General features: G+C 67.6%; 24 protein-coding genes. 15 read left to right on the forward strand and 9 right to left on the reverse strand.

What is annotated here, in order from left to right; translation table 11 throughout:
• Positions 1–30: 30 nt before the first annotated feature.
• Complete coding sequence (gene def, locus CRO39_RS11415; RefSeq protein WP_097122089.1) at positions 31–543, reverse strand: peptide deformylase; 513 nt, start codon at positions 541–543, stop codon at positions 31–33.
• 131 nt (positions 544–674) lie between these two features.
• On the opposite strand from def, the gene CRO39_RS11420 reads away from it, so the two are divergent.
• From CRO39_RS11420 to CRO39_RS11465, 10 genes are all read left to right on the forward strand, one after another.
• Positions 675–1,802, forward strand: a complete 1,128-nt coding sequence (locus CRO39_RS11420) for a LysM peptidoglycan-binding domain-containing protein (RefSeq protein ID WP_097122090.1) — start codon at positions 675–677, stop codon at positions 1,800–1,802.
• An 86-nt stretch (positions 1,803–1,888) separates the two neighbouring features.
• Positions 1,889–3,055 (forward strand): DNA-processing protein DprA, encoded by a 1,167-nt coding sequence (gene dprA, locus CRO39_RS11425; RefSeq protein ID WP_097122091.1) that lies wholly within the window; start codon positions 1,889–1,891, stop codon positions 3,053–3,055.
• Positions 3,056–3,071: 16 nt separating this feature from the next.
• A complete protein-coding gene (locus CRO39_RS11430) occupies positions 3,072–3,545 on the forward strand; it encodes a DUF494 family protein (RefSeq protein ID WP_097122092.1) in 474 nt (157 codons plus the stop codon).
• A gap of 26 nt (positions 3,546–3,571) precedes the next feature.
• Positions 3,572–4,288, forward strand: a complete 717-nt coding sequence (locus tag CRO39_RS11435) for a pilin (protein WP_097122093.1) — start codon at positions 3,572–3,574, stop codon at positions 4,286–4,288.
• A 50-nt stretch (positions 4,289–4,338) separates the two neighbouring features.
• A complete protein-coding gene (locus tag CRO39_RS11440; protein WP_097122094.1) occupies positions 4,339–5,226 on the forward strand; it encodes an RDD family protein in 888 nt (295 codons plus the stop codon).
• Positions 5,227–5,241: 15 nt separating this feature from the next.
• Positions 5,242–6,276: an RDD family protein gene (locus CRO39_RS11445; protein ID WP_097122095.1), complete on the forward strand. Its 1,035-nt coding sequence runs from the start codon at positions 5,242–5,244 to the stop codon at positions 6,274–6,276.
• A gap of 189 nt (positions 6,277–6,465) precedes the next feature.
• Positions 6,466–8,964, forward strand: a complete 2,499-nt coding sequence (locus tag CRO39_RS11450; RefSeq protein ID WP_097122096.1) for a DNA topoisomerase I — start codon at positions 6,466–6,468, stop codon at positions 8,962–8,964.
• Between the two features lie 125 nt (positions 8,965–9,089).
• Positions 9,090–9,653 carry an L-threonylcarbamoyladenylate synthase type 1 TsaC gene (tsaC, locus tag CRO39_RS11455; protein ID WP_097122097.1) on the forward strand — a complete coding sequence of 188 codons (564 nt, stop codon included), beginning with the start codon at positions 9,090–9,092 and terminating at the stop codon, positions 9,651–9,653.
• Positions 9,654–9,705: 52 nt separating this feature from the next.
• Positions 9,706–10,437 (forward strand): DUF4124 domain-containing protein, encoded by a 732-nt coding sequence (locus tag CRO39_RS11460; RefSeq protein ID WP_238394642.1) that lies wholly within the window; start codon positions 9,706–9,708, stop codon positions 10,435–10,437.
• Positions 10,434–11,048 carry a DUF4124 domain-containing protein gene (locus CRO39_RS11465; RefSeq protein ID WP_238394641.1) on the forward strand — a complete coding sequence of 205 codons (615 nt, stop codon included), beginning with the start codon at positions 10,434–10,436 and terminating at the stop codon, positions 11,046–11,048. Before CRO39_RS11460 ends, CRO39_RS11465 begins: the two co-directional genes overlap by 4 nt.
• Before the next feature lie 23 nt (positions 11,049–11,071).
• Here the strand turns inward: CRO39_RS11465 and CRO39_RS11470 are convergent, their stop codons facing one another.
• The 4 genes from CRO39_RS11470 to CRO39_RS11485 all read right to left on the reverse strand — a co-directional run bounded on the left by CRO39_RS11470 (position 11,072) and on the right by CRO39_RS11485 (position 15,097).
• Complete coding sequence (locus CRO39_RS11470; protein ID WP_097122098.1) at positions 11,072–12,241, reverse strand: sensor histidine kinase; 1,170 nt, start codon at positions 12,239–12,241, stop codon at positions 11,072–11,074.
• Between the two features lie 28 nt (positions 12,242–12,269).
• Positions 12,270–12,980: a response regulator transcription factor gene (locus tag CRO39_RS11475; RefSeq protein WP_162125828.1), complete on the reverse strand. Its 711-nt coding sequence runs from the start codon at positions 12,978–12,980 to the stop codon at positions 12,270–12,272.
• A 162-nt stretch (positions 12,981–13,142) separates the two neighbouring features.
• Positions 13,143–14,192: a type 1 glutamine amidotransferase domain-containing protein gene (locus CRO39_RS11480; protein WP_097122100.1), complete on the reverse strand. Its 1,050-nt coding sequence runs from the start codon at positions 14,190–14,192 to the stop codon at positions 13,143–13,145.
• Between the two features lie 128 nt (positions 14,193–14,320).
• Entirely contained in the window at positions 14,321–15,097 is a 777-nt protein-coding gene (locus tag CRO39_RS11485) for an SDR family oxidoreductase (RefSeq protein WP_097122101.1), read from the reverse strand.
• Between the two features lie 59 nt (positions 15,098–15,156).
• On the opposite strand from CRO39_RS11485, the gene CRO39_RS11490 reads away from it, so the two are divergent.
• Entirely contained in the window at positions 15,157–15,390 is a 234-nt protein-coding gene (locus tag CRO39_RS11490) for a hypothetical protein (protein WP_097122102.1), read from the forward strand.
• Positions 15,391–15,506: 116 nt separating this feature from the next.
• On the opposite strand, the gene sppA is transcribed toward CRO39_RS11490, so the two are convergent.
• Entirely contained in the window at positions 15,507–17,405 is a 1,899-nt protein-coding gene (sppA, locus tag CRO39_RS11495) for a signal peptide peptidase SppA (protein ID WP_097122103.1), read from the reverse strand.
• Positions 17,406–17,501: 96 nt separating this feature from the next.
• Positions 17,502–18,875: an MATE family efflux transporter gene (locus CRO39_RS11500; RefSeq protein ID WP_097122104.1), complete on the reverse strand. Its 1,374-nt coding sequence runs from the start codon at positions 18,873–18,875 to the stop codon at positions 17,502–17,504.
• A gap of 102 nt (positions 18,876–18,977) precedes the next feature.
• Here CRO39_RS11500 and CRO39_RS11505 point away from each other — a divergent pair, with 102 nt between their 5' ends.
• Together CRO39_RS11505 and CRO39_RS11510 are read left to right on the forward strand one after the other, a co-directional pair.
• Positions 18,978–20,198 carry a DUF3667 domain-containing protein gene (locus tag CRO39_RS11505; protein ID WP_097122105.1) on the forward strand — a complete coding sequence of 407 codons (1,221 nt, stop codon included), beginning with the start codon at positions 18,978–18,980 and terminating at the stop codon, positions 20,196–20,198.
• Positions 20,199–20,207: 9 nt separating this feature from the next.
• Positions 20,208–20,522 carry a DUF4286 family protein gene (locus tag CRO39_RS11510; RefSeq protein ID WP_097122106.1) on the forward strand — a complete coding sequence of 105 codons (315 nt, stop codon included), beginning with the start codon at positions 20,208–20,210 and terminating at the stop codon, positions 20,520–20,522.
• On the opposite strand, the gene CRO39_RS11515 is transcribed toward CRO39_RS11510, so the two are convergent.
• Positions 20,516–21,145, reverse strand: a complete 630-nt coding sequence (locus tag CRO39_RS11515) for a DUF3106 domain-containing protein (RefSeq protein ID WP_097122107.1) — start codon at positions 21,143–21,145, stop codon at positions 20,516–20,518. The two genes, CRO39_RS11510 and CRO39_RS11515, sit on opposite strands and share 7 nt — an antisense overlap.
• The gene (locus tag CRO39_RS11520; protein ID WP_097122108.1) at positions 21,132–22,163 is read right to left on the reverse strand and encodes a hypothetical protein; all 1,032 of its coding nucleotides are present in this window, start codon (positions 22,161–22,163) and stop codon (positions 21,132–21,134) included. Before CRO39_RS11520 ends, CRO39_RS11515 begins: the two co-directional genes overlap by 14 nt.
• 27 nt (positions 22,164–22,190) lie before the next feature.
• Here CRO39_RS11520 and CRO39_RS20930 point away from each other — a divergent pair, with 27 nt between their 5' ends.
• On the forward strand, positions 22,191–22,358 hold the full coding sequence (locus CRO39_RS20930) for a hypothetical protein (RefSeq protein WP_162125827.1): 168 nt from the start codon (positions 22,191–22,193) through the stop codon (positions 22,356–22,358).
• Positions 22,359–22,579: 221 nt separating this feature from the next.
• On the forward strand, positions 22,580–24,766 hold the full coding sequence (locus CRO39_RS11525; RefSeq protein WP_097122290.1) for a primosomal protein N': 2,187 nt from the start codon (positions 22,580–22,582) through the stop codon (positions 24,764–24,766).
• The last annotated feature ends 2 nt before the right edge of the window (positions 24,767–24,768 follow it).

Here is a 24,768-nt window from a genome sequence, read left to right on the forward strand (position 1 = left end):
CCCTATTCCCTATTCTCCATTCCCGGGCCGTCAGGCCACTTGCCGGCGCTGCTTGGCCAGTTTCTTGCGCACCATCTCGCGCTTGAGCGGAGACAGGTAATCGACGAACAGCTTGCCGTCCAGGTGATCCATTTCGTGCTGGATGCAAACCGCCAGCAGGCCATCGGCATGGAGTTCCTGCGCCTGGCCGGCACGGTCGACGAAGCGGACGGTGATTTCGTCGGCGCGGGTCACATCGGCAAAGATGCCCGGAACCGACAGGCAGCCTTCCTGATAGACCTGTTCGCCGGCCTTCTCGAGGATTTCGGGGTTGATGAACACCCGCGGCTCGTTCTTTTCCTCGCTGACGTCGATCACCATGAAGCGCTGGTGCACATCGACCTGGCTGGCAGCCAGGCCGATGCCGGGCGCGTCGTACATGGTTTCGAACATGTCGTCGAGCAGGCGCTGGAAGTCCGGTTCGGCCACCCGGGCAACCTCCACCGGGACCGCCTTGGTGCGCAGCCGGGGGTCTGGAAATTCGAGTATGGGGAGCAGTGCCATCGCGTTCACAACGTGGGGACGCCGGTGGAATCCGGCAGGACCTCACGAATTCTAACGCGGACGCTTGCTTTGCGCTCCAATTTCTGGACTATAGTCGTGACCACCTGTCGGGGAATCAGGTAGATACCGCCATGTTCAAAAGTTTTCGTACGGTTTTCGCCGTTGCGGTCTTCACCGTCGCGACCTATTCAGCTGCCGCCGAAATGGCGGGCAGCCATCCTGATACCTATGTGGTCAAACGGGGGGATACGCTGTGGGACATTTCCGCGCGTTTCCTGAAAAAGCCGTGGCTGTGGCCGGAAATCTGGCAGGCCAACCCGCAGATCAAGAACCCGCACCTGATTTACCCGGGCGATGTGATCAGCCTGGCCTACCTGGACCGCGTGGCGGTGCAGCCGGGTCCGCGCGAGGAAGCGCCGCTGAACGCGATTCCGCTGGCGGATATCGAACCGTTCCTGAAGAACCGGCGCGTGGTCGACAGCTTCGAGCATCTGCCGCATGTGGCCGGGCTTGAGGAAGACCGCTCGCGCGCTTCTGCCGGCCATGCCATCTATGTCCGCGGCCTGGAAGGCGCCCAGGTCGGCCAGCGCTTTGCGGTACTGCGCCCGACCGCCCGCTTCACCGCCAACCCGCGCGCCCAGGATCTGGATTTCCGCGGCCGCACCATCCCCGGCGAAGTCGACGTCTGGCGCGACATCGTGCCGCAGACCGGCAACAGCGACTTCCTGGGCTACGAACTGGTCCAGGTCACCGTTGCCACCTTCACCCGCGACGTCGTACCCGGCACCGAGGTCAGCACGCTGGTGGTGGAAAAGGGCGGTCATGAGGTCCGCGTTGGCGATCGCATCATCCCGGTCGACCCGCAGCCGTACGATCTGCACTTCTTCCCGCATCCGCCGGCCACCCAGGCGCCAGAAGGCAAGCTGCGGGTGCTGGCGGTGGCCGATGCGCTGACCTCCGGTGGCCCGCGCGATGTGGTGGCCATCTCCGGCGGCAGCCTGGACGGACTGGACAACGGCACCGTGCTGTCGGTCTGGCGCAGCGGCAGCCATACCGCCAACCGCATGCAGTACCCCAACTCCTCGCGCATCAGCGAATCCACCAAGAGCGGCGCCGGCCGGGTGGCGCTGCCCGATGAATACGCCGCCCACGTCATGATCTTCCGCACCTTCGACAAGGTCAGCTACGGCCTGGTGATGGAAGGGACCAAGGCGGCCATGGTCGGCTACGAACTCAAGCATCCGGATGCCGCCTACTGAAGCGGCAGCGAAGTTCGGGTTTTTCCTACAGTTCACCGCGACGGCGCCTGAGGGCGCCGTCGCCGTTTCCGGATTAGGCTGCATGCATGACTGACGGGCAACAAACTGCAGCGCTGCTGAAACTGGTCCTGGCCGGCGGGCCGGCCGCGCCGCGGCGGCAACTGCTGGACGGCCTCGGTTCGCCGGCGAAGGCGGTGGCTGCCGGCAGTCGGGCCTGGCGGGCAGCCGGGCTGAACGATGCGCAGATCCAGGTCCTCGGTCACCCCGATGAGGAGGCGCTGCAGCGGTCGCTGCAGTGGCTGGCGCTGCCTCGGCATCACCTGCTCGGCTGGCACGAGCCGGACTACCCGCCGCTGCTGCGCCGGATTCCCAGCCCGCCGCTGGCGCTGTTCGTCGACGGCGATCCGGGCCTGCTCTGGCACCCGGGCATTGCCGTGGTCGGCAGCCGCTCGCCCACCGCCGGCGGACGCGACAACGCCCATGCGTTCGCGCGGGCGCTGGCGGCGGCAGGCATCGCCGTGATCAGCGGCATGGCCGCCGGCGTCGATGCGGCCGCGCACGAGGCGGCCCTGTCGTTGCCCGCCGGCTCCACCATCGCGGTGCTGGGCTGCGGTCCCGATCTGGCCTACCCCAGCAGTCACCGCGGCTTGCGCGACCGTATCGCCGAACGGGGCGCGGTGGTCAGCGAGCACCCTCCCGGCACCGGTGCGTTGCCGACCCACTTCCCCAGCCGCAACCGCATCGTGGCCGGACTGGCGCTGGGCACCCTGGTGGTGGAGGCGGCCGAACGCTCCGGCGCGCTGATCACCGCCCGCCAGGCGGCCGAAAGCGGCCGCGACGTGTTCGCCGTGCCCGGCTCCATCCACAACCCGCTGGCACGCGGTTGTCACCGGCTGATCCGCGAGGGCGCCGGCCTGGTCGAAAGCGCCCAGGAGGTGCTGGCCGCCGTCGGGCCGATGGCGGCCGAGCTGGCACGCGCCTTGCACCATCGGTTGGGCGGCGATGAAACTGAATCAGGAGCGGTACCAGAACGGGAAGAGATCACCGAGCCGGAGGACCCCGACTACAAGAAGTTGTGGGAAGCGCTGGGTCATGACCCTACCCCTATGGATCTGCTGGTCGACCGCACCGGATTGACGGCTGCCGAACTGTCCTCCATGCTGCTGGTCATGGAACTGGATGGACGGGTATCGGTCGAACATGGCCGCTACACGCGAAAGACCCGGTTTCTTTCCTCCACAGCGTCGCTTTGACGCAGGCCGAGGGGCAATGAAAGAGAGCATCCTGGATGTACTGCTGTACCTGTTCGAACACTATTTCACCGAAGACGCGGACCCGGTCCGCGACCGCGATTCGCTCCAGAACGGCCTGATCCAGGCCGGTTTCAGTCCGGCGGAAATCAGCAAAGCCTTCGACTGGCTCGATGCCCTGGCCGAACAGCGGCCCAGCGCGTCGGAACCGCGCGTGGGCGGTCCTACCCGCATCTACCACGGTCCGGAACTGGAAAAGCTGGACGTGGAATGCCGCGGCTTCGTCCTGTTCCTGGAACAGCACGGCATCCTCGACGCCGCCCAGCGCGAGCTGGTGCTCGACCGCGCCATGGCGCTGGATCAGGACGAGCTGGACCTGGACGACCTGAAATGGGTCGTGCTGATGGTGCTGTTCAACCAGCCCGGCTCGGAAGCGGCCTACGCCTGGATGGAAACGCAGATGTTCGCCGACGAACCTGAACCGGTACACTGAGTCGTCGAAACGCTTCTGGGGGAAGCATGACGCAGTGGTATTACGCCGACCGCCAACGGCAGCGGTTCGGCCCTGTCTCCAGCGCCGAACTGGCCGCGCAGTTCCAGGCCGGCCGCATCGGGCTGGACGCCCTGGTCTGGCATGAAGGGCTGAGCCAGTGGCAATCGCTTGGCGACTTTGCCGCCGAGCTTGGCCTGCTGGAAACGCCCGCTTCCGCCGCCGGCAGCGCCGGTCCGCCACCGGTTCCCGGCGCGCAGCCGCAACAGCCTCCGGTCTACGCCGCCGCTCCGGTGGCCAAGCCCGGCATGTCCGGAGGCAAGATCGCATTGATCGTCGCAGCCGTGCTGGTTCTGCCGGTGCTGGCCGTGCTGGGCATCCTGGCGGCCATTTCCATACCCGCCTACAACGACTACAGCGTGCGCGCCAAGGTGGCCGAGACCATGGCGCAGGCGTCGCCGCTCAAGGCCATGGTCACCGAATACCGCTATGCGGAAGGCACCTGCCCGCGCAACGGCGATGCCGATTTCGGCGAACCGGAAAGCTATGCCAGCCGTTATGTGGCCTTGGCCCGCATCGGCGAGTTCGACGACGGCACCTGCGGCGTCGAACTGCGCCTGCACAATACCGGCAACGCCCAGATCGACGGCAAGCACGTCTGGCTGGCCTTCGATGCCGACGAAGGCGACTGGACCTGCAGTTCCGAGGTCGACGACCGCTACCTGCCGGCGCTCTGTCGCGGTTGATGGCCTGACCCGCCTGCCCTGGACGGGCAGGCCAAGCACCGGGGAAATCGATGCCGATCTGGTACTACGCTGACGCCCTGCGGCAACGGCAGGGGCCCTTTACCGCCGAGGAACTGGCCCAGCGCCTACGGCGCAGCGAACTGAACGCCGACACGCTGGTCTGGCGCGACGGCCTGCCGCAATGGCAACCCTTGCGCGAGCGGATGGCGGAGCTGCCGCCGGACGCGCTGGCCGCAACGGCAACGGATTTCGCCTACACCGCGGTCGACGCCGATTCCTCCCCGTACGCCGCGCCCGCCGCCGCGATCGCCTCCGACGAGCGCTATGTCGCCCAGGGCGAAGTCGTCGACGCCGGCTTCTGGAAACGTGCGGCGGCACTGCTGATCGATTCGATGGTGGTGGGCTTCGTCTACTACATGGCGTTGATTGCCGCGGTGATCGTGCTTGGCATCGGAGCCGCGGCCGCCGGCAGCCGGCAGGGCTCCGGATTGGGCGATGTCGCCACGTTCGGCATCGGCGTGCTGGTGTACCTGCTGTATCCGCTGGTCAGCGCGCTGTACTACGCCGGTTTCGAGTCCTCGACCCGCCAAGCCACGCTGGGCAAGATGGCGATCGGCATCAAGGTCACCGGCCTGGACGGGCGCCGGTTGAGCCTGGGCAGAGCGCTGGGGCGCTGGGCTGCCACGCTGTTGAACTACCTGACCTTGATGATCGGCTTCCTGATGGCCGCCTTCACTCAACGCAAGCAGGGACTGCACGATCTGGCCGCCGGCACGCGCGTGGTCGACCGCTGGGCGTACACCGCGCACCCGGACTGGCAGGTGCGCGGGCTGGGCACCGCCGCCAAGGTCGTATTGATCCTGTTTGGCATACTGTACGGGCTGGCGTTGCTGGGCATCCTGGCCGCCATCCTGATTCCCCTCGCCACCCAGAACTGACCCGCAAGGAACCGCATGAACCAGTGGTACTACGTCGATACCGCGCAGCAGCGGCAAGGCCCGATCGATGCGCCAGGATTGGCCGCACTGCACCGCTCCGGACAGATTGCGGATGACACCCTGGTCTGGCGCGATGGCATGGACCAGTGGCAGCCGCTCGCGGGGCGTGCGACGGAACTGGGACTGGCGGCAGTCGCCGCCCCGGCTGCCGCTGCACCAGCGGCGCCACTGGCCACTGCCGGCACAGAAGCTGCCGGCGACAACGCCGCCGAAGAACGGCCACTCACCGGGCGCGCGGTATTCACGGCGCAGGAACCGCGCCAGGGCCAGTACGTCCCACCGCAACTCGAGCCCGCCTTGGCCGCCGGAACCGCCTATGGCGGCGGCTCGGCCGGCGATGCGCCGTATGCGCCCCCGCAAGCGCCGGTCAACACCGGGACCCGCGTGGTTACCGGTGGCGAGGTGGTCTATGCCGGCTTCTGGAAGCGGGTCGCGGCAAGCATCATCGATGGCGTGGTGGTCGGCATTGGCGGCAGCATCCTCAGCTTCATGGTGATGGCGCTGCTGGGCCTGGGCCTGTCGGTCAGTTTTGCCGACATCGCAATGGGCACCGCGCCGATCGTGCTGCAGCTTGCCAACTATGCGGTGTCCATGGCCGTGGCGGTGGCCTACTTTGCCGGCTTCCATGCCTCGCGCATGCAGGCCACACCGGGCAAGATGGCGGTCGGCATCAAGGTGGTACGCAGCAATGGCGAACCGATTTCGCTGGCGCGCGGCGTCGGCCGCTACTTCGGCTACCTGCTCAGCTACCTGCTGCTGCTGATCGGCTACCTGATGGCCGCCTTCACCGAACGCAAGCAGGCCTTGCACGATTTCATCTGCGATACCCTGGTCGTGGACAAATGGGCCTACACCGACCACCCGGAATGGCAGCGCCGCGAACTGGGCGTGGTCACCATCGTCGTGCTGGTGCTGGGCGGATTGCTGCTGCTGGGTCTGATTGTGATGATGATTGCAGTCTTCGGCATCCTGTTCGCCTCGTTCAGGTAACCGCCGCCCTTTGGCAGGGGCTGCGGACCTGGCTGGCTTGACAGCGCCCCCCCTGCCGTGATTCCTCTATTAATAGGGAAAACCTGAACGCCCGGAGCTTCGGCCCCGGGCGTCGGCTTCTCCAGCCGGCGCATTTGCGCCACCCTAGCCGGCCCTGACGGGCCGCACCGCCCTCCCAAGCCGAGAAACATGTCCAAGCACCTGCTCATCGTCGAATCGCCGGCCAAGGCCAAGACGATCAATAAATACCTCGGCAAGGACTTCCACGTCCTGGCTTCCTACGGTCACGTGCGTGACCTGGTGCCGAAAGAAGGCGCGGTCGATCCCGAGCAGGGCTTTGCGATGTCCTACGCGCTGATCGAAAAGAACGAGAAGCATGTGGACGCCATCGCCAAGGCGGCCAAGGTGGCCGACGACATCTATCTGGCCACCGACCCGGACCGCGAGGGCGAGGCCATCAGCTGGCACATCGCCGAGATACTGAAGGAGCGCGGCCTGCTGAAGAACAAGCCGCTGCACCGGGTGGTGTTCACCGAAATCACCCCGCGCGCGATCAAGGAAGCAATGAACCATCCACGCCAGATCGCCGGCGACCTGGTCGACGCGCAGCAGGCGCGGCGGGCGCTGGACTACCTGGTCGGCTTCAACCTGTCGCCGGTGCTGTGGCGCAAGGTGCAGCGCGGACTGTCGGCCGGTCGCGTGCAATCGCCGGCGCTGCGCATGATCGTCGAGCGCGAGGAAGAGATCGAAGCCTTCGTCGCCCGCGAATACTGGTCCATCGAGGCCGAGTGCGCGCACCCGCGCCAGGCCTTCACCGCCAAGCTGACCAAGCTGGACGGACAGAAGTTCGAGCAGTTCACCATCACCGACGGCGACACCGCAGAGGCCGCCCGCCTGCGCATCCAGCAGGCCGCGCAGGGCGCGCTGCACGTCACCGACGTGACCAGCAAGGAACGCAAGCGCCGCCCGTCGCCGCCGTTCACCACGTCCACGCTGCAGCAGGAAGCCTCACGCAAGCTGGGCTTCACCACCCGCAAGACCATGCAGGTCGCGCAGAAACTGTACGAAGGCGTCAATATCGGCGACGAAGGCACGGTCGGCCTGATCAGCTACATGCGTACCGACTCGGTCAGCCTGTCGGCCGAGGCGCTGGGCGAGATCCGCGATGTCATCGCGCGCGACTACGGCACCCAGGCGTTGCCGGACAAGCCCAATGTCTATGTCACCAAATCCAAGAACGCGCAGGAAGCGCATGAAGCCGTGCGCCCGACCAGCGCGCTGCGCACGCCCGCGCAGGTGTCGCGCTACCTGAGCGACGACGAGCGCAAGCTGTACGAATTGATCTGGAAGCGCGCGGTCGCCTGCCAGATGGTCCCGGCCACGCTCAACACCGTCAGCGTCGATCTGACTGCCGGCAGCGCGCACAGCTTCCGCGCCAGCGGCACCACCGTCATCGACCCGGGCTTCCTGGCCGTCTACGAGGAAGGCAAGGACAGCAAGGGCGCCGAAGACGACGACGAAGGCCGCAAGCTGCCGGCGATGAAGCCCGGCGACCGCGTGCCGCTGGATCGCATCCACACCGACCAGCATTTCACCCAGCCGCCGCCGCGCTTCACCGAAGCGGCGCTGGTCAAGGCGCTGGAGGAATACGGCATCGGCCGCCCTTCCACCTATGCTTCGATCATCCAGACGCTGATCTTCCGCAAGTACGTGGAAATGGAAGGCCGCGCCTTCAAGCCCAGCGATGTCGGGCGTGCGGTTTCCAAGTTCCTGTCCGGCCATTTCACCCGCTACGTCGATTACGACTTCACCGCCAAGCTCGAGGATGAGCTGGATGCGGTGTCGCGCGGCGAGGAGGAGTGGATCCCGCTGATGGAGAAGTTCTGGGGGCCGTTCAAGGAACTGATCGAGGAGAAGAAGGAATCGGTCGACCGCTCCGAAGCCACCGGCGCGCGCGAACTGGGCACCGACCCCAAGACCGGCAAGCCGGTCAGCGTGCGGCTGGGGCGCTTCGGTCCCTATGCGGCGATCGGCAGCACCGCCGAGGATGCCGAGGACAAGCCCAAGTTCGCCTCGCTGCGGCCGGGCCAGAGCATGCATACGATCACGCTGGAACAGGCGCTGGAGCTGTTCCTGATGCCGCGCAAGCTGGGCATGGCCGGCGAGGACGAGGTCTCGGTCGGCATCGGCCGTTTCGGCCCGTTCGCCAAGCGCGGCAGCGTATACGCGTCGCTGAAGAAGGAAGACGACCCGTACACCATCGATCTGGCGCGCGCGCTGTTCCTGATCGAAGAGAAGGAAGAGATTGCGCGCAACCGCATCATCAAGGAGTTCCCCGGCAGCGACATCCAGGTGTTGAACGGCCGCTTCGGGCCTTATCTGTCCGATGGCAAGCTCAACGGCAAGATTCCCAAGGACAGGGAACCGGCTTCGCTGACGCTGGAAGAGGCGCAGAAGCTGATGGAGGAAACCGGCAAGCCGGCCCGTCGCGGTTTTGGCGCCAAGAAGGCGGCCAAGAAAACCGCGGTCAAGAAGGAAACCGTCAAGAAAGAAGCCGCTCCCAAGAAGGCCGCCAGCAAGAAAACGGCCGCAAAGAAGGCGCCGGCCAAGAAGGCGGCAACGAAGAAGACGGTCAAGAAAGCGGCGAAGAAAACCGCTGCCGGTGCCGGCGGCGACGCCCCGTTCTGAACCCGCTGCGGCAATGAATCGCAGGTCGGAGCCGCCGCTCCGACCCATGCCCACCTGTCGGACATGCAGGCCCGCCCATGCATCGGGCCTGGATAGGCCGCAGCGCTGCTGTACAGTCTCCCGACATGCCCAGCGAACTGTCCATCGCCGAAGCCGCCCAAGCCATCCGACAGGGCGGCGTTGTCGCCTATCCGACCGAAGCGGTCTGGGGGCTGGGCTGCGATCCGTTCGCCGAAGCGGCCGTGTCGCGCCTGCTGGCCATCAAGCAGCGGCCGGTGGAGAAGGGCCTGATCCTGATTGCCGCCAACCTGGAGCAGTTGCGCCCGGTGCTGGAACTGAATGCGCTGCCGACCGACCGGCTGGCGTTGGTTCTGGCCAGCTGGCCCGGTCCGCATAGCTGGGTGATGCCGGCCAGCGAACACGCACCCCGGTGGATTACCGGCACGCATTCGGGCATCGCGGTGCGGGTCAGCGCCCATCCCGAGGTCGTCGCCCTGTGCCAGGCCTTCGGCGGCCCGCTGGTTTCGACCAGCGCCAATCTGAGCGGGCAGCCGCCCGTGCGCACGCGGGATGCGCTGAGCGCCGGATTGTTGGCCCTGCTGGACGGCGTGGTCGCAGGCGAAACCGGCGCCCTGGAACGCCCTACCCCGATCAAGGACGCGCTCAGCGGACAGCCGCTGCGCGAATGAATCCGTGGTGGCCGTACTTTCCCGTAGCCGCCGGCGCGCGCAAGATAGCCGGATGTCGCGCGCCTGCCTGTCCGCCGCTTTGGTCGCCCTGACGGCTGCACTGTCCGCGGCCGTCATGCCTGCCGCGTCGGCGCAGTCGTTGACCATCTATCGTTGCGTGGGCGCCAACGGCGAGCTGACGTTGCGCGATTCCCCCTGCGAGAAGGGCCAGACCCAGCAAACGCGCGCGATGCAGCGGCCGCGCGATCCGCCCCCCGTACCGCAACCGCCACCGGTTGCGCAGCCGCCTGCCGAACAAAAGCCGGCGACCGTCCCTTCGCCGCAGTTGGTCTACCTGACGCCGCCGCAGCCGATGTACGAATGCATCACGCCCGACGGCGAGCGCTATACCAGCGACAGCGGCGAAGGCAATCCGCGCTGGGTGCCGTACTGGATGATCGGCTATCCGGCCTGGCCGCGCGGCGGCGGCGCCAGCGTGTCCGGCAGCGTCTCGATCGGCAATGGCAATCTGTCTTTCCACAGCGGCGATCCCACCCCCTTGCCGCCACGTCCACCGCATCCGCACCCGCCGGCGTCCGGGGTGGTCCTGCCGGCCGGCGGCACCTGGGTACGCGATACCTGCCATCGCCTGCCGCAGCAGGAAGTCTGCGCCCGCCTTTCGGACCGGCGCTACGAAATACTTCGCCGCTACGGCAGCGCCATGCCCAGCGAGCGCCGCGAACTGGATCTGGAGCAGCGCGGAATCGATGCGCGCATCGCCAACGACTGCAGGAACAACCGATGATGCGATCGCTGCCGTTGCTTTGCCTGTTGCTGTTGCCTTCGCTCGGGCATGCCGATGGCAGGGTGATCTACCGCTGCACCGACGCCACCGGCGCGGTAACGCTGCAGAACGCGCCCTGCCCCAAGGGCATGACCGAGGAAAAGAAGGTCATGCAGGAGCTCAACACCGTGCCGATGACGGCGGCGCCGGCCAGCGCGGCGCCGGCGCGCGTGCCCGCGCCGGAGCCTGCCCCCCAGGCTGCGCCCGCCAAGCCATCGGTGCCGGATCCGCAGCCGGACGCGAAGCGGCTGCCGCCTCCGGATCTGTTCCAGTGCATCACCCACGACCAGGGCAAGTACTTCACCGAAGACAGCGAACCGGCCGCACGCTGCGTGCCGTTGCGCACGGTCGGGCTGGACGGCAATCCGCAGGCCGGCGCCGGCCAGGCCTGTGAGGTCAAGCACGATCAATGCGCCCGCGTGCCCGACGAAGGCCTGTGTGCGGCGTGGAAGCAGCGCCGCGACGCCGCCGAAGTGGCCTGGCGCTTCACCCGCCCGGAGAATGCGGACAGGAACAAGGCCGAGTTCGAACGCGTGCAGCGCATCGTCAGCGAAGGCGGCTGCGGAAGATGACGGCAGGGCACGGCCCCGCATGATCACGCATGCACGGACGCCGCGTCCCAGCGTACCGTGAACGATGCGCCATCGGCGTGGCGGGAGAACGCCACCTGCCAGCCGATACGCGCCGCCAGGCGCCCGACGATGCGCATTCCCAATCCGAAACCGGTCGCTTCGGCGGCAGCGCGCGGATTGCGCAGCACCAGTCCGTCCGCATCCGCGGCGATGGCGATGGTTCCCGGGCCACCATGCTGGATCGCATTGAGCAGCAGGTTGGCGAGCACCGTCTCGACTATTTCCTGCGGCCGCGCCCAGCGCAGTTCCGGGTCGATCGTCAGCGCGAACGCCTGCCCCCTGGCCGCGGCCATCGGCGCCAGCTCTTCGACCAGTGCCTGCATGCAGGCCGCGGCATGGGTGCTCCCATCCGCCGTAGCGGGACTCTCGCTGGCCAGCCACAAGACGGCATTGCTGGCCCGGGTCAGGCGTTCGATCGCCCGTTGCAGCCGGCTCAATGCCGCCGCGTGGCCCGGGTCCGCGGCCAACAGCGACAGGCTGGTGCGCGCGGACTGCAGCGGCGTGCGCAGTTCGTGGCCCAGGAACGCCAGGGTCTCCCGCTCGCGCTCGACCGCGGCCAACTGGGCGCGCCAGACCCGCGCATGCAGGCGCGCCAGATCGCCGAATTCCCGCACCGGTTCCTGCTGCGCCAACGCCTCCAGCGCTTCCGGATCCGGGCTGTCCAACACTTGCCGGAACAGCGCCTGCGCGCGCTGCACCATCCTGCCGACGAAGGCCCGCGACAGCAGATAGGCGCACAACGTCAGCACCGCCAGCAGCAACGCGACGTACGCCAATCCGCGTGCGAGTCCCTGGTTGACCGTCAGCTCGTCGGTGACATCGTAGACCAGCGCGTACGGCTGCCCGGCGGCGGTGCGCGCCGCGAGCACATGCACATAGCGGCCGTTGCCGCGACGGAACTCCACCAGCCGGCCGGTCCTGTCGCCACCGAGCCTGGCGCGGATATCGTCCGGCAAGCTGGCCATCGGCAACACCTGGAACTGGCTCGGCAACGCCGCCGGTGGCGCTTGCGGATCGGTCACCGTCGCGGCGACCGCATGCAGGCGCCGGTCGATGAAGCTGTCCTCCAGCACGAACAGCAACAACAGCCCGGCGCCGACGAACAGCAGCGACAGCACTGCGGTGAACAGCATCCACCGGTGCGCAAGCGCCTGCCGCAGACTATGCCGAGGCATCGTCGGCGCCGGATACGAAGCGGTAGCCGACACCACGCACCGTGGCAATCGGCGCGGTCCCCAAACCGCGGTTGCACGCCCGCCTGAGCTGGTAGACGTGCATGCGCAGCGGGTCGCTGCCGGGAATCGCGTCCGCCCACAACAACGCGCAAAGCTCGTCATGGCCAACGCAGGCCGGACTGGCCTCCATCAGCCGACGGATCAGCGAGAACCCGGCCGCATGCAGCGCGATGGCGCGGCCGGCCCGTTGCAGCAGGTGGCCCTGCAAATCCAGCACATACGCTCCCACCCGCAGTTGCGCGCCGCCGCTGGCGGGCGCATGCGCGGCTATCGCCCGCACCCGCGCCAGCAACTCCTCCGGTGCGAACGGTTTGACCATGTAGTCCACTGCGCCGGCCTCGAATGCCTGCAGCTTGTCGCCCAGTCCGCCGCGCGCGGTCAGGAACAGTACCGGCGACCGCAGCCCTCCATCCCGCTTCAGCGACCGGCACAGCTCGATGCCGTCCTGGTCCGGCAGTCCGGCATCCATCACGACCATGTCGAAACTGCCTTCCTGCAGGCGTGCTGCCGCCTGCGCTGCGGTGTAGGCGAAATCCAGTTCCAGCCCCTGCGCCGCCAGGTAGTCGCCAATGCCAGCCGCGATATCGGTATCGTCTTCCACCAGCAGCAGTTTCAGCGGCCGCGCGTCTTTTCGCATCGCAGTTCCCGTGATTGACGGCCGACCGGCGCCAAGCCGACGGTCGCCGACAGTGTAGTCGTCCGCACATCCTGCAATCGCAAGCCGGGTGCCTGCCGCCATCGTTGGCGACAAGCGGGTCGCACGTTGCTCATCTGAACCGGTCGCCCTCCGCCGCACCCGTCAATGGGCCAGCCACTGCAGTCGGTATGCATCGCCCCAGCGCCCCTGCATGCCAGCCACCACGGCGTGCATCAGCAGCAGCCGCTTGTCCGCCTGCGGCAGTCGCGCTTTCAACTGCCTTGCCGCGCTCGCCCCGTGACGGTGATACGCATCCAGCACCTGCACCGCCAGCTCCTCGGCGGTCGGTTCGCGCGCGACCGGCACATGCCCCAGCGCTGTCACCATGGCCTCGGCCACCGACCAGGCCGACCATGGGTTCTGTCCGGTGACCAGGCGGCCGTCGACGATGGTGTTGTCCAGGTACAGCGGCCCTTCGACGAACCGCGCGCCCGCCTGGACCATCCGGTCCTGCAACAGATAGGGAAACAGTTCGCGGGCGTCCTTGAGCAGAAACAGTTCCTCGGCATTGGTGAAACCGGTTGCGCGCCGGCCGCGCAGCAGCGGACTGCCGTCGGCCAGCCGGACGTTGAGCAGGGCCGCCGGTCCATGGCACACCGCACCGACCACGCCGCCGGACCGGTAGATGTCGCGGACGATGCGCTGGATGGCCGGATTATCGGGAAAATCGAACATCGTGCCCTTGCCGCCGACAAAATAGACCGCCGCATACCGGCCCGGCTCGATGTCCGCCACCGGCAGGCTGTTGTCCAGCTTGTGCTGGGCGAGTGGGTCGTTGAGGAAGGCATGATCAGCGGCAACCAGTTCGTCGTCCTTGCGCATCGGCGGCCGTCCGCCCAACGGGCTGGCGATATCCACCGCGTAGCCGTTGGCGAGGAAGACGTAATACGCCCGCGACAGTTCGGTCAGTTCGAAGCCGGCCCGCTTTTCGCTGCTGCCGATGCGTTCGGTGCTGGTCACCACCATCAGTATCTTGCCGCGCGACTCGGTCGTGCCGTTGCGAAGGAACTCCAGATCCACCGTGGTGCTGCCCGGGTCCGCCAGCGGCTGGCTATCCAGATCCAGGCTGCGCATGTAGGCATAGCCGGCGACGGACAGCAGTGCCGCCAGCAGAACGAATCCGGTGGCCAGTCGTGTGAGCCATTGCAACATGGTTGGTTCCTTCGGCAGGCGCCATCAGCAAGATGACCCGCACTCTAGGCAGCCCATGTAGAACGAATATCAGCTGCGCCGGCGCCAGCGCTAGGGGCTATTGACCCATTCCAGCAGGTTTGACGGGCTTAGAACCCGTAGCGCAGGAAGCCGCCATCGACGGCGATGCACTCGCCGGTGATGTAGCTGGCCGCCGGCAGGCACAGGAATCCGACCGCGGCGGCGACCTCCTCCGGTTCGCCGATGCGGCGCATCGGGGTACGGTCGATGACCTCTTCGTAATAGTCCGGGTCCGACAGCGGGCCGGAGGTGCGGCGGGTGCGGATGTACCACGGTGCCACCGCATTCACGCGCACGCCGTCCTCGGCCCATTCGGCGGCCAGGTTGCGGGTCAGCTGGTGCAATGCCGCCTTGGTCATGCCGTAGGGCGCGCCGCTGCGCACGGCAGTGATGCCGGACACGCTGCCGACGTTGACGATGCTTGAGGCCGCATGCTGGGTCAGCAACGGATGCGCATAGCGCGAAAGTTCGAACGCGGAGAACAGGTTGCTCTCGAAGATGCCGCGCCATTCGTCCTCGGTGTAGTCGATGGCCGCCTTGGTGATGTTGCCGCCGGCATTGTTGACCAGGATGTTGAGGCCATCGCTGTGGTCCTCCACCCAGTCGAGGATTTCGCGGCGGTCCTCGTCATCGGCCACATCCGCCGCCAGCGCGCGGATGTCGCGGTGCGGGAACTCATCCAGCAGATCGTCGCGCGCCAGCTGCAGCAGGTCGGCATCGCGCGCGACCAGCAGCACATCGGCGCCGAAATCCAGCAGTTCGCGCGCGATGGCCAGGCCGATACCGGCGCTGGCGCCGGTCACCAGCGCGATTTGCCCATCCAGCCGCCAACGATTCGCCGTCATACGCCCTCCCTCGCCGTTGGGCGTAGGATACCGCCATGCCAACTCTTCGGGTTCGCGCCATGAATGCGATTCGCCTTGCCGCAGCCGCCGCCGGCATCCTACTGGCGGCCAGCGCTTGCCGCCCGCCGCAACCGCCGCCGACCGACGAGCCGCCCAAACCGCAGACCGGCGCGCGCGCCACCGAACTGCGCGATGCCATCCAGGCGCCGATCGACAAGGCCAAAGCCGCCGGCGATACGGTGCAGGAAGCGGCAGAGCGCCAGCGTGCGGAAATCGACGCGGCAACGCAATAAGCCGGCGACGCCCGGCAACCAGCGGCCGCCATAACGACAAAGGCCATCCCGCCTGCGCGTGGATGGCCTTCGAAGGTCGCTTTCCGCTTACGGCCGAGGCGGCGCGCCGGGCGGAACTACAGCCCGCAGAAGCAGTACACCAGCGTCTTGACCGGCGCGCCCTCGCGGTTCTTGACCGCCTCGTCGACGAAGCGCAGCTGCGTATCCATCTCCGGCAGCGAACGCGCCAGCATCGCGCGGGCGATATCCGAATCGCTCAGCAGCAGCATGCCGATGCGGCTGCCGGCCAGGTCGCTCATGAACTGCGCGAACGGCGACGGCGCCTTCTCGATGTAACGCACGCGGTACTTGCCGGCTTCGCCCAGCTTGGCGCGCTTGGCGGCATCGGCCAACGCGGTTTCCAGGCCGCCCAGGTCGTCGACCAGGCCGCGTTCCCTGGCCTGCGCACCGCTCCACACGCGGCCGCGCGCGACCTCGTCGATTTCTTCCACCGACTTGTTGCGCGCATCGGCGACCTTGCCGGTGAAGTCCGCATAGCCCTTGTCGATGATCGACTGGATCACGTTGCCGACCGCCGGGTCCAGCGGACGGGTGATATCGAACGCGCCGGCAAAACGCGACGTGCCCACGCCATCGGTGTGCACGCCGATCTTGTCCAGCGTGCGGGTGACGTTGGGAATCATGCCGAAGATGCCGATCGAACCGGTGATGGTCGAGGGATCGGCATAGATGCGATCGGCGTTCATCGAGATCCAGTAGCCGCCGGATGCGGCCAGATCGCCCATCGACACCACCACCGGCTTGCCGGCCGCCTTCAGCGCGGCCACCTCGCGGCGGATCTGCTCGGACGGGTAGACGCCGCCGCCCGGGGAATCCACCCGCAGCACCACCGCCTTGACGTGGTCGTCGTCGCGCGCTTCGCGCAACAGCGCCGAGGTCGACTCGCCGCCGACCCGGCCGGCCGGTTGATCGCCGTAGGTAATTTCGCCTTCGGCCACCACCACCGCCACCTGCGGGCGCTTGTCCAGCGGCATCCGCTTGCTGTCCAGCAGGGCCAGGTAGCCGCCCAGACCGACGTAACGGAAACCGGTTTCCGAATCCTCATCGGCCACGCCGCGTTCGGCCAGCAGATCCTCCACTTCCTCCTGCGTCTTCAGGCCGTCCACCAGTTTCTGCTGCAGCGCGAACTTGGCCAGATCGCCGCCGGCGGCCGCCACGCCCTCGGGCAGCGTGTCGATGCCCGCGGCCAGCTGCGCGACAGTCAGTTTGCGAACCTTGGCGATGTCTTCCAGGTAGCGCTGCCAGACATCGTTCATCCAGTACAGATCGGCTTCCTTGGCTTCGGCCGAGGCCGCATCCAGGATGTAGGGCTCCACCGCCGATTTGTATTCGCCGACCTTGAATACATGCACGTCGACGCCGAGCTTTTCCTGCAGGCCCTGGCGGTAGTACTGGCGGTAACGGCCAAGGCCTTCCAGCACCAGGCTGCCCATCGGGTCCAGATAGACCTCGTTGGCCTGCGCCGCCAGCAGGTACTGGCTCTGGCTCAGGTTTTCGCCGAAAGCCACGATCTGCTTGCCGGATTCGCGCAGCCTGGCCAACGCCGACGCGACCTCGCGCATCGATGCGTAGCCGCTGGGCTGCAGCTTGTCCATGCGCAGCAGCACGCGCTCGATCTTCTTGTCCTCGCGTGCGGCGTCGATGGCGCGCAGCAGGTCGCGCAGCTGGATTTCCTCGGCGCCCTTGTCGCCGCTCAGCTTGGCCAGCGCGCGCATCGCCGGGTCGGTGCTGTATTGCTCGACCAGCCTTCCTTCCGGCGCAATCACCAGCGTGGTGCGGTCGCGCAGGGGCTTGATGCCGCTGCCGCTGCCGGCCGCGATCGCGAACAGGATCACCAACAGCAGCAGCAGACCGAAGAACAGCAGGTTCACGATCAGCCTGCGGGTGAAATTCATCACGTCCCACAGGCCGACGAAGAAGGACGCGATGGGGCCGCGGCGGACGGGTTGGTTCATGTTGGAGCTCCGGATAACTGCGGTCAGCTTAACGGTTAACGGCCAGGGTTTGCATGCCCCGGAAGTCACCGCAGGCAAGCCGGCGCCGTGCCGCCTTCATGCCGCCGAATGCGGGATGGACAGCTCGCGCCGGCTGCTGCTGCGGAAGCGCCAGCTCATCAGCACGGCAGCGGCGGTCAGCCCAAGGATCAGCCCCAGCCACATGCCCTGCGGCCCCCAGCCCAGGCCCAGGCCCAGCCCGGCCCCCAGCGGCATGCCCAGGCCCCAGTACGAAAACGCCGCCAGCCACATCGGTACCCGCGTGTCCTTCAGGCCGCGCAGCGCCCCGGCCGACAGCACCTGGATGCCATCGGGAAACTGGAACGCGGCCGCAAACAGCAGCAAGGTACCGGCCAGCGCCGCCACCGCCGCATCGCGGGTGTACAGCGACACCACCGCATCGTGGCCCAACAGCAGCGCCAACGCCGACAGCGCCTGCGTAGCCAGCACGATCAGATAGCCGGCATGCGCGGCGCGGCGTACGCCGAGCGCGTTGCGCTGGCCGACCGCATGGCCAACCCGTACCGTGGTGGCCTCAGCCACGCCCATCGGAATCATGAAGCACAGCGCCGATACGTTGATCGCGATCTGGTGCGCCGCTGCCGGTATCGCGCCCAGCCGCGCGATCAGCAGCGCGGTGGCGATGAACAGCCCGCCTTCCATCAGCACGGTGATGCCGATCGGCAGACCGGTCCTCAGCAGTTGCCGGATCGGCGCCCAGCGCGGCCGCTCGAAATGCGAGAACAGGCGTAGCGCGGCGAACCGCTTCGCGTGCCAGAGGTAGACGGCGAATGCCGTGGCCTGCAGCCACATCGTGATCGCCGAAGCCACGCCCAGTCCGCCGGCGCCCATTTCGGCGAATCCCAGCTTGCCGAAGGTCAGCACGTAGCCAATCGGCCCCAGCACCAGCAGGCCGCCGAAGCCCAGCAGCATGGTCGGCAGCGTCCAGTGCATGCCTTCGCTCAGGTAGCGCATGCAGAAATACAGCGTCAGCGCCGGCACGCCCCAGCGGATCCCATGCAGGAATGCCTTGGCGCCGGGAATGATCTCCGGCGCAATGCCGAACGCAGCCAGCGCATAAGGCGCCAGGCTCAGGAACGCGAACATCAGCGTGCCCAACGCCAGCGACAGCCACAGCGCCTGCCGGAACAGCGGGCCGATTTCGTCGCGGCGGCCGGCGCCGTTCAACTGCGACACCGATGCGGTCAGCGAAATCAGCGTGCCGATCGGCACCATCATCGGCAGCCACAGCAGCGCCGTGCCGACCGTCACCGACGCCAGCGTCTGCGTGCCGTGATGGCCGGCGATGACGTTGTCGACGAAACCGATCAGTCCGGTCGACACATGGCCCAGTACCAGCGGCAACGCGAGAGTGGCCGTGGCCCGCACTTCAGCGCCGAAGCGCGCAGGCGAAACAATCGAGGAAGACATGGAATGCAGGCACCGGACTACGGCCGCGCAGTCGTGCGCTGGCACCGGGTCGGGGAAGGCCGGTATCTTACCTGCTCACCAACGGGGAACCCACAACCAACGATGAGCGAAGTCGCCGGCCCGCACCCTACTGCCCAGTGCGAAAACTGCGCCACGCCACTGCAGGGCGACTTCTGCCATCGTTGCGGACAGACTGCGCACAGTCCGCTGCGCAGCTTCGGCCACGCCATCGAGGACTTCTTCGAATCGTTCTGGCATCTGGACGGGCGCGTGTTCCGCACCCTCAGCGAGCTGTTGTGGCCTGGACGCCTGGCCAACGCCTATCTGGCCGGCCACCGCGCCCCCTATGTGCCGCCGCTGCGGCTGTTCGTCATTCTCAGCGTGCTGACGTTCTTCCTCGCCAAGTACGCATTGCAGTTCGGCGATATCCCCAATCCGCCCGCGGTTCCGGCCACCGCCGGGCAAACGGTATCGGTGGCCGCCGATGACCCCGCCGCTGCGGGCGGCGTCGATTTCCAGCGCGTGCAGACCGCCGAAGCGGTGATCCGGCTACGCGATGAAACCATCGAAGGCCTGTTCACTGCGCGCGCCGCCATCCCGGCGGCGTTGGCATTCCCTCGGCAGAAGATCGAGGAGAACATCCGCGCCACCCAGGCGCGCGCGCGCCTGCGCATCGCCGCATTGCAACCCGACCACCCGGCGCTGTCGCAACCGGATCCGTTTCCGGAAGCAAAGCCGTTGCCTGACCCGGCAGCAGGTTCGCTGTTCTCCCATCGCGGCAAGCCATGGGATCCTGTCGGCAACCCGGTGCGGCTGCGCTGGCTGCCGGAATTCGGCAACCGCTGGTTGAACAAGAAGATCGCGCGGGCCGAAGAAAACATTCCGCGCATGCAGAAGGATCCGGAACTGTTCAAGCATGCGTTCCTGGGCGCCATCCCTTCGGCGCTGTTCGTGCTGGTGCCGGTGTTCGCCTTGCTGCTGAAACTGGGTTACCTGGAAACCCGCCGCCTCTACCTGGAGCACCTGGCGGTGGCGTTGTACAGCCATGCCTTCCTGTGCGTGGCGCTGCTGGCGTTCTGCCTGCTGGCCATGCTGGATGGCTGGCTCGGCCCGCACGCAGGCTGGTCCGGTTACCTGACCGTGGCACTGGAGATCCTGATTGTGCTGTGGATGCCGGTCTACCTGCTGCTGATGCAGCAACGGGTCTATCGCCAGCACCCGCTGCTCACGCTGTTCAAGTACGTGGTGCTGGGCAGCCTCTATTTCTTCCTGGTGATGATGGCCGCCATGTTTCTGATGGTCACCAGCATCGTCAACGCGTGAGTGCCTGACATGGAAGCGATTTACGAAGTGAGCCTGGAAATCGATCTGGCGCTGCGCGACGAATATCGTCCGTGGCTGGAGGAGCACGTTCGCCAGATGCTGGCGCTGCCCGGCTTCCTGGGTGCGGAAATCCACGAACTGAGCGAACCGCCACCGCCGCCCGGACGCTGGCGCTACTGCGTGCCCTACCGGTTGCGCGACCGGGCCGCGCTGGACGCCTACCTCAGCGAACACGCTGCGCGGATGCGTGCCGACGGCGTTGCGCGTTTCGGCGACCGGTTCAGCGCCAGCCGCCGCATCCTGCAGCTTGTCGCGCGCTACTGACCGCGCTGCTGCTTGAGCCAGGCAGCCCTCTGCCCGGGTGCCACCTGCAACAGGGTCCGGCGGAACGCCGCGCGCTCCTGTGGCGGAATCCGTTGCGCCAGCACCGCCAGATCGTCGCGCTGTTCGGCATTCAACTGGCGCAGCAACGCCAGCAACGGTTCGCGTTCGTCCTCGGCAACGAAACCGAACAGCGGTTGCAGGCGCGGGAAATCCGCCCCCAGATCCGGGCCAAGCCGCCAGCCCAGGCGCTGCATCCGGTCCAGCGCGTCGTAGCGGTCGCGCAGCAGGCGCTGGCGTTCCGGCGGCAAGGAAGCGAAGCGCTCGGCGGCGGCGCGCAGCCGCGCGCGCGCCGGTTCGTCCAGCGCCCGCCAGGCCGCATAGCGCGCACGGCGTTCCTCGCGTTCGTCCGCCGGCAACGCGTCCCACAACATCGCCCGCTGCCGCAGTTGTGCGCGCTGCTCCGGCGTCAACGACTGCCAGCGTTGCTGTTGCCGTTGCAACTGGGCCTGGACAGATGCCGGCAGCGAAACGGTCGGCGCCGGCGCCGCCGGCAACACGCTGGCCCCGGCCAGCGCGGCGCAGCTCGCCAGCAACAGCGCAATACGGCGGCTAGCGCGGCGCATCGGTCGGCTCCTGTCCGGTCACCGCTGCACCGGGAACGGCATCGTCCTGCGCGGCCTCACCTTCGGCCTCGTACCAGGCCAGAAAGCCGGCCTGTTGCACAAGGCCATCGGCTGCGTCATCCAGCAGCAGTTCCAGATCCGGATGGGTCAGCAGCGCGGTCTGCGCATCGTAGGTCGCCCCCGGCGCGGCTGCCGGCAGTGCCTCGACGGCAATCTCCACCGTTTCGCGCAGACCCGGGGCGGGCGCGGGCTCTCTCGTTGCCGGGACCGCCGCCGCATTGGGCTTGAACAACAGGTACCGGTTCGGCCACTGCCAGGCAACGGCCGCGGCCAGGGTGGTCAGCGTCAACAGCGCCAACAGCCACGCCCGCTTCCGCTGCGGCCGCGGCGGTGCCGGCCGCGGCTGCCCTGCCGCGAGCGGCGCCGCGGCACGCCCGGCCTGGGTTCCGGCAATGGCTTCCTCACGCAAGCGGGCCAGCCGCGCCAACCGCTCCGGTGGCAGCTCCCGCAGCCGCTGCTGAATGGTTTCGGCCAGGCGCCGCCAGGCATCGGCGTCGGGTTGCCCGTCGGCATCGCGCGGGCAGGCTTCACCCAGTGCGCGCCGGTAAGCGGCCCCGTCCAGCGCCATCGCCGCAGCGGCCTCGTTTTCCCCCAGCCCCGCCGTCAGCCGCAGCAGCAGGGCCAGTCGCGGCTGCGCGGGCAGGCTGGCCAGCTGGGCCAGCGAGGCCGGCCAGCGCGCCTGCGCCGCGTCCTGGCGCAACTGCGGGGCGGCCGCCAGCAGGCTCCAGAACCGCTGCGGCCATTCGGCCATCGGCAAACCGGCGGCGGGAAGACGGAAGGCGCGCATCGCCGCCGCCAGTGCGATGTCGCCGTGGGCGGCATCGCCGCACTGCAACTCCGCCAGCAATGCGCCGCGACGTTCGACCCCGCGCAGGAAGGCCGACAGGGCCGCCGGTGCGCTGGCGGCATCTTTCAGGTACTGGGGCATCGGGAAACCGGCATCATCGCGCCGGATCATAGCGATCCCGCCGTGGCGCCGGCGTGCTTGACATCATCCAAAAACCTGCTCTCCAAGGCAGCGCAAGGCTTTCGGCCAAAACAGGTTGTGCACAGCGGTCACGCGATTGTCACCAACGCGGCCGTGGAGCAGCGCATGGGTTTTGCCGGATCTGCGTTTCACGCCCAAGCCTTTGAAAACAAAAAGAAATATTAGTGTGGCGTTTTTTTAGCCAACCCGGAAGCCAGGCCGGTATTTACGTCCCGGCGGCAGCCGGAAAAGCATTCATGCACATATTTATCCACAACTTGTGTGGATAAATCGGAATTCCTTTCTGCAACGGTAGCTTGCGTGATTTTCGTCATTTTTTTGACAGCTTCTTGACGCAACCGCACACAAGCCGAACCAGACTTGCGCGCATCGCTAAACTGATGGCGATGCCCTCCGCCCCGATCCTGCAAATCGCCCTGCCCGTGCCGCTGCCGCGCGCGTTCGATTATCTGCCGCCCGCCGGTCACGACGCGTGCGCCAGCGATGTGGGGCGGCGGGTGCGGGTGCCGTTCGGCAATCGCGAACTGGTCGGCGTGGTGGCCGGAACCGGCCCGGCCGCGGCGCAGGCCAGCGACCTCAGGCAGGCAATCGCCTTCCTGGACCAAGCGCCGCTGCTGCACGGCGAATTGCTGGAGTCGTTGCGTTGGCTGGCTCGCTACACCCACGCACCGCTGGGCGAGGTGTTTGCCACGGCGCTGCCAGCGATCTTGCGCCATGGCGAACCACTGCCCGAAACCCACACCCCCGCGTGGCGGTTGACCGCCGCCGGTCAGGCCGGCGTCGTTCGCCTGCGCGCCGGAACCCGGCCGCGGCGACTGGCCGATCTTCTGGCTCCGGCGCCCATCAGCGAAGACAGCCTGGACCTGAAAATGGATCAGTGGCGCAGCGCCGCGCGAGCGCTGGGCAAGCGCGGCTTTGCCGAACGCATCGCACTGCCGGCGCACGGCCTGGTGGCGGACCGGCTACCGGGACCTGTGCTGAACCCGGAGCAGCAGGCCGCGGTGGACGCCGTGCGCGCCAGCGAAGGCTTCGCCGCGTGGCTGTTGGATGGCGTCACCGGCAGCGGCAAGACCGAGGTCTATCTGGCCGCCATCGCCGATTGCCTGGCGCATGGCCGCCAGGTGTTGGTACTGGTGCCGGAAATCGGCCTGACCCCGCAAACGCTGGCGCGTTTTCGCAGCCGGCTGGGCGTGCCGGTGCACGCGTTGCACTCTGGCCTCAACGATGGCGAGCGTGCCCGCGCCTGGATGGCGGCCGCCCGCGGCGAAGCGCGGGTGATCGTCGGCACGCGTTCGGCGGTATTCGTGCCGCTGCCGGAACCGGGGCTGATCGTCATCGACGAGGAACACGACGGCAGCTACAAGCAGCTCGACGGCATCCGCTACCATGCCCGCGATTTCGCTCTGGTCCGCGCCAAGGCGCTCGACGTGCCGGTCCTGCTGGGCAGCGCCACGCCGTCGCTGGAAACGCTGCACAACGCCAATGGCGGCCGCTACGGCTACCTGCGCCTGGGCCAGCGTGCCGGCGACGCCCAGCCGCCGCAGGTACGGGTGCTGGACGTGCGCAAACGCGCGCTGGTCGCCGGGCTCTCGCCGGAAATGCTGCAGGCCATCGGCAACGCGCTGCAGGCTGGCGGACAAGTGTTGGTATTCAAGAATCGGCGCGGCTACGCCCCGGTGCTGCTATGCCACGACTGCGGCTGGACCGCGCACTGCCGGCGCTGCGACAGCGCCATGACCGTTCACGCCGGCGGCCGCCGGCTGCAATGCCACCACTGCGGCGCCCGCCAGGCGGCGCCACCGGCCTGCCCCGATTGCGGCGGACTGGCGCTGCAACCCCAGGGCATCGGCACCGAGCGGCTCGAAGAAGCCCTGCGCGAACGGTTTCCGGACGTACCGGTGGTGCGGATCGATCGCGGCACCACCCAGCGCCGCGACGGCCTGGGCAAACTGCTGGCCAGCGTGGGCCAACTGCCCGCGATCCTGATCGGCACCCAGATCCTGGCCAAGGGGCACGACCTGCCTCACCTGACCCTGGTCGTCGTAGTGGGCGTCGACGAAGGCCTGTTTTCCTCCGATTTCCGCGCCGGCGAAAAACTCGTGCAGCAGCTGATCCAGGTCGCCGGTCGCGCCGGCCGCGCCAGCAAGCGCGGCGAAGTCTGGCTGCAGACCCATCATCCTGAGCATCCGCTGCTCAACACCTTGATCGCCGGCGGCTATCGCGCCTTCGCCGAAGGCGAGCTGGCGCTGCGCGAAGCGGCCGGATTCCCGCCCTACGCGCATCTTGCGCTGCTGCGTGCCGAAGCCCAACGCGTCGAAGCCGTGCAGGCCTTTCTCAGCGCGGCCCGGCGCGCACTCGCTGCCGCCGGCAGCGACGGCATCGAACTGCACGGCCCACTGCCGGCGCCGATGCCGCGGCGCGCCGGCATGCAACGGATGCAACTGCTGTTGTCGGCCCCGCAACGGCGCGGCCTGCACCGGCTGCTCGACGCCGCGCTTCCGGCCGTCTACGAACTGCCGGAAGCGCGCAAGGTGCGCTGGTCGCTGGATGTGGACCCGGTGGATCTTTACTAGAA

This window comes from Pseudoxanthomonas wuyuanensis (assembly GCF_900215535.1).
Lineage (GTDB): Bacteria > Pseudomonadota > Gammaproteobacteria > Xanthomonadales > Xanthomonadaceae > Pseudoxanthomonas_A > Pseudoxanthomonas_A wuyuanensis.